Genomic DNA, 4,992 nt, shown 5'->3' on the forward strand with positions numbered 1-4,992 from the left:
GGGCTCGGTGGCGGGCTCGGTGGCGGGCTCGGTCGCGGGCTCGGCTCCGGGCGGAGTTCCGGTCGGGTCGTCCGGCGTCCCGACGGGCTGCTCGATCGCCTGCTCCCCGAACTCCGTTGAGTCCGGCGGGTCCGCCGGCGTGTTCGTGGGTTCGTTCGGGGGCTCGGCCGGCTGGTCGGTGGGGTCGGCCGGCGCGGGCCGGCCCGCGGCCGCTGGCGTCAGCGTCGGAGAGGGCGTCGGAGAGGGCGTCGGAGAGGGCGTCGGAGTCGGCGTGGGCGTCGTCGGGGTGGGCGTCGGCGTCGGGGTGGGAGTCAGCGCGCTGCGCCACCAGGAGTGCCGCAGTCCCATCCGGGAGGCGAAACTGGTGCCGACCACGGTGATGGACTTGGTGGAGCCGATCAGGCGCACCTGCTGCACCCGGCCGCCCCAGTCGCCGTTGCCGTCGCGCTGGGTCACCCGCAGCGCCTGGATCTTGCCGATCTCGGGGTATCCCTGGTTGACCGCGGAGGCCTTGAGCTTGAACTCCCACGCGTGCGCGCTGTTCGCGACCACGCCGTCCCACGGGTCGGGCTTGGCGATCAGGTAGGGCTTGTTGCCGTTGGTCGAGAAGCCGCCGTTGGAAGCGGAGAACTCGGTCAGCGCGGGAGCGCCACCGTAGGTGAGGAACTTGCCCTCGGTGGCGTGCACGGCGGCCGTGGTGCTCGGCGCTTCCCAGACCCGGGTGACCTTGCCGGCGCCGTTGGTGCGCTGGGCGCCGTGGTAGACCTGGCAGGCCGTCGTGTCGCAGATGTCCGCGTAGCCGAGCGGGACGTAGCGGGCCCGCCAGAGCGCGTAGGTCCGCGCCGCGACCGACTGGGACTCCAGCGCCGCCGGCGCCCAGCTCGAGAACGATTCACTCGGCACCACCGAGCGCAGGTAGTCGCGCATCTTGACCTGGTTGACCACGCGCAGGCTGCTGCCGCTGACGTAGGCCTTCGTCTGGCCCCGGTAGTCCCGCTCCTCGGAGCCGGAGATGACCACCCGGACGAGGCTGGAGGGCTTCGGGCCGCGGAAGCTGATCGGGCCGGCGACCTTGCCCTGGCCGCCGAGCTTGAGGGTGTGCCAGGCGCCGTTGGAGCGACCCTGCAGGCGCAGCTTGCCCCCGGAGGCGCGGGTGATCTTCCAGAGCGAGACGTGCCCGCGCTTCATCCGCTTCGGCAGCACGCGCGAGGAATCACCGGCGGTGACCTTCAGACCGTCGGACGGGCGGACCTCCAGGTCTCCGTCGCTGTCGTCGGTGATGTGCACCTTCAGCGCCTTGGCGTCGTTGCCCGCCGACAGCGTGGTGCCCGGGTAGTAGAAGGCGAGGATCTCCGGGTGGCGGATGCCGAGGGTGGCCGCGCCCTGCGCGCCCCACTGCGACATCCCCCGGCCGTGGCCGTAGCCGTGGCCGTCCAGGTCGAAGACGCCGTTGACCGGCACGATGTCCGGTTCGGTGGCGGCGTCGGCGCCCGAGAACAGCGCCGGCGGCAGCACCAGAGCGACGCCGACGACGGCCACGGCGGTGATGCGGACACGACGTCGCATGTGGTTGCGCACTCCTGACCGACTCGACCCGGGCGAGCGGCTTCCAGCCGCCGAAATCCTGAACCGCCCCCTGACATCGAAGGTACAGGAGTGACGGAAGTGACAGTAGCGACTTGACTGAATCGAGACCGACGCCGGTCTCGCCCCGAAAGAACCCTCCTGGGGTATCGGCGCCTGCGCCAGGGAACTCAACGGGGTCAGCCACCGACTTGTGGGGTGTGAGGAATCGGATGACCCGCTCTTCAGCCGCTGCGGCGGCCCTGTTGCTCGTGCTCGCCCTGAGCGCGTGCGGCGACGACGACAACGCGCCGAACGCTGACGGGACGACCTCGGCCGGGCACTCCATGCCTGGCGGCACCGGCATGGCCGGGATGGACATGAGCCAGGTCGGCGACGGGATGCAGGCCACCGTCCACGGCTACACCCTGGCCGCGGTGAAGGCTCCGACCAAGGCGGACGAGGCCGGGAAGCTGACCTTCCGGATCGACGGCCCGAACGGCGTCCAGAAGGACTACACCCGCCAGCAGACCAAGCTGATGCACGCCTACCTGGTCCGCAAGGACCTGACGGGGTATCAGCACATCCACCCCGCGATCGACCCGACCACCGGCATCTGGAGTGTGGATCTCACGATCCCCGATCCCGGGCCGTACCGCGTGATCACGGAGTTCGAGGCCTTCACCCCGGACGGCACCTTCGACGACCGCATCCTCGGCACCGATTTCACCGTCGCGGGCACCTACAAACCCGCGACCGCCGAGCCGGCCGCACTGGACACCGCGAGCATCGACGGCTACCAGCTCACGCTCGACGGTTCACCGAAGGTGGGTGGCGGCGACCTCAAGCTGAAGATCACCAAGGACGGCGCGGACGTCACCGCCCTGCAGCCCTACCTCGCCTCCTTCGCCCACATCACCGGGTTCCGCGAGGGCGACCTGTCCTCGGTCCACGTGCACCCGAACGAGGCGCCCAAACCTGACGACGCGAATGCGACCGGCGGTCCGGAACTGACGCTGTCCCCGATGTTCATGGAGGCCGGGCGCTACCGCATGTTCATTCAGTTCCAGACCGGCGGCGCCGTGCACCTGGTACCGATGGACGTCGAGGTCAGCTGACTCCCCGTCTGACTCCCCGTCTGACTCCCCGTCTGACTTTGCGTCAGGCAGCCTCAGGCAGGACTCAGGCCAGGCCGTCGATCTCGGAGGTCGCGGCGGTGCGGCGCAGGCCTCGGTAGGCCTGGACCGGGCTGTGGCCGAGGTGCAGGACGCCGTAGACCTCCTGGCAGATCGGCACCGCCACCCCGCACTCCTCAGCCAGTTCGACGACCACGCCCGAGGTCTTGATGCCCTCGGCCACCATGTTCATCTCGGCCACGATCTGCTCGGTGGTCATGCCGAGGGCCAGCTTCTCCCCCACCATCCGGTTGCGGCTGTACGGGCTCATGCAGGTGGCCATCAGGTCACCCAGGCCGGTGAGGCCGGAGAAGGTCCGGGGATCGCCGCCGAGAGCCTCGCCGAGCCGGGTCAGCTCGGCCAGTCCACGGGTGATCACCATCGCCTTGGTGTTGTCGCCGACGCCGAGGCCGGTCCCCATCCCGGCCGCGATCGCGATGACGTTCTTCAGCGCGCCCCCGAGCTCGCAGCCCACGACGTCGGTGTTGGTGTAGACGCGGAACCGCGGGCTGGCGAACACCTTCTGCAGCGAAGCCGCGACCTGCTCGTCCGGCAGCGCGATCACCGCGGCGGCGGCGTAGCCGGCCATGATCTCGGCGGCCAGGTTCGGTCCGGCCAGCAGGCCGGTCGGGTGGCCGGGCAGCAGTTCGTCGATCACCTGCGTCATCCGCAGCCGGGTGCCCTGCTCGATGCCCTTGGTCAGGCTGATGATCGGGATCCACGGCCGGACGTAGTCCGCGCACGCCTCCAGCACCCCGCGCATGCCGTGCGAGGGGATGGCGGTGACGAGCACGTCGGCCTGGACGACCGCTTCCTCCAGGGAGGCGGTGGCGCGCAACCGGCGCGGTAGCGGGTACCCGGCCAGGTAGCGGCTGTTCTGGTGCTTGTCGTTGATCTCGTCGACCACGGTCTCGTCGCGGGCCCACAGCACGGTGTCGACGTTGCGGGCCGAGAGCGCGGCGACCGTTGTGCCCCACGAGCCCGCGCCGAGCACCGCGACCTTGACCTGACGCATGGGTCCTCCCCTCGGGCAGCTCCGATGGGGCGCCATCCTTGCACCGGCCGCCGGTCGCTGTCCCGCTCCGGCGCACGTTGCCGACTAGCCTTCCGGGCATGAGCTCCGAGTCCCCGCCGCCGCTGCAGCGCTTCGAGATCGAGATGTCGCCCGAGGTCGAGGCCGGCGTGGCCGCCGACTTTGCCAACCTCTGGCACACCCCGGACACGATCGTGCTCGACTTCGCGGTGCTGCGGCAGCCGCCGTACCTGCAGGCCGACCCGGAGACCGGGGCCGAGGTCGCGATCGCGCCGACCCGGTTCGTCTCCCGCGTCCGGCTGCCACCCCGTCAGGTCTGGGAGCTGATGCGGGCCCTGGAGAAGGAGCTCACCGCCTGGGAGACCGAGAGCGGGGTCAAGATCCCGCCGCCGGCGTGAACGAGCCCACCATCGGTACCGAACGTGGCTCCGCGAGGACGAAGTCCGCTGCGGAGACGCAGTGAGCGGAGGCTGGCGCCGGCACGCGATCGATCTGAGTCCCCTGCAGCATCCGGACTACCGCCGGCTGTGGGCCGGGAACGGAATCGCCTTCCTCGGCTTCCAGGTCACCGCGGTCGCGGTCCCGGTCCAGGTGTACGACATCACCCGCTCGTCCTTCTGGGTCGGCATGATCGGCGCGGTCGGGCTGGTGCCACTCGTGGTGTTCGGACTGTGGGGCGGCGCCATCGCCGATGCCATGGATCGGCGCCGGGTGCTGGTGGTCGGGTCGGTGACGCTGTGGGTGAGCACCCTCGGCCTGCTCGTGCACTCCCTCGTCGGCGGGGAGAGCGTCGGCGTCCTGCTCGCGCTGGTCGCCCTGCAGTCCGGCGCCTTCGCGGTGGCCAGCTCCACCCGGGGCGCGGTCATCCCCCGGCTGGTGCCGCCGGAGGAGATCGCCGCGGCGAACACCCTCGGCTTCACCACGAGCAACGTCGGCATGATGGCCGGTCCGCTGCTCGCGGCGTTGATCATCACGCAGTCCTCGCTGACGGCGGCCTACGCCGTCGACGCCGTGCTGTTCTTCGCCGCCTTCTACGCCGCGATCCGGCTGCCGCACCTGCCGCCACTGGGACAGACCACCGCGCCAGGGCTGCGTTCGGTCTTCGACGGGTTGGCCTTCATCGCCACCCGTCCGGTCCTGTTGCTCTCCTTCGCCGTCGACATCGTGGCGATGGTGTTCGCGATGCCGCGCGCGTTGTTCCCCGCGCGGGCGGAGGAGCTC

At 70.7% G+C, this 4,992-nt stretch carries 5 protein-coding genes; 3 read left to right on the plus strand and 2 right to left on the minus strand.

Features of this window, described 5'->3' with window-relative positions; all coding sequences use genetic code 11:
- On the minus strand, positions 1-1,566 hold a 1,566-nt coding region (locus H0X00_RS21465), incomplete at its 3' end, for a SpoIID/LytB domain-containing protein (RefSeq protein ID WP_293774669.1).
- Between the two features lie 230 nt (positions 1,567-1,796).
- Here H0X00_RS21465 and H0X00_RS21470 point away from each other — a divergent pair.
- Positions 1,797-2,681: a hypothetical protein gene (locus H0X00_RS21470; protein WP_293774671.1), complete on the plus strand. Its 885-nt coding sequence runs from the start codon at positions 1,797-1,799 to the stop codon at positions 2,679-2,681.
- Between the two features lie 64 nt (positions 2,682-2,745).
- On the opposite strand, the gene H0X00_RS21475 is transcribed toward H0X00_RS21470, so the two are convergent.
- Positions 2,746-3,753, minus strand: coding sequence for an NAD(P)H-dependent glycerol-3-phosphate dehydrogenase (locus tag H0X00_RS21475; protein ID WP_293774674.1), 1,008 nt, complete (start codon positions 3,751-3,753; stop codon positions 2,746-2,748).
- 98 nt (positions 3,754-3,851) lie between these two features.
- On the opposite strand from H0X00_RS21475, the gene H0X00_RS21480 reads away from it, so the two are divergent.
- Entirely contained in the window at positions 3,852-4,169 is a 318-nt protein-coding gene (locus H0X00_RS21480; protein WP_293774677.1) for a DUF3467 domain-containing protein, read from the plus strand.
- A gap of 61 nt (positions 4,170-4,230) precedes the next feature.
- The coding region (locus H0X00_RS21485; protein ID WP_293774679.1) for an MFS transporter at positions 4,231-4,992 on the plus strand (762 nt) is incomplete at its 3' end.

Source organism: Sporichthya sp. (assembly GCF_013815995.1).
Classification (GTDB): Bacteria; Actinomycetota; Actinomycetes; order Sporichthyales; family Sporichthyaceae; genus Sporichthya.

What these genes read in the sequence shown, in the direction of transcription:
- H0X00_RS21470 (WP_293774671.1), top strand. Translation starts at nt 1,797, where the DNA reads ATGACCCGCTCTTCAGCCGCTGCGGCGGCCCTGTTGCTCGTGCTCGCC.
- H0X00_RS21475 (WP_293774674.1), bottom strand. Translation starts at nt 3,753, where the DNA reads ATGCGTCAGGTCAAGGTCGCGGTGCTCGGCGCGGGCTCGTGGGGCACA.
- H0X00_RS21480 (WP_293774677.1), top strand. Translation starts at nt 3,852, where the DNA reads ATGAGCTCCGAGTCCCCGCCGCCGCTGCAGCGCTTCGAGATCGAGATG.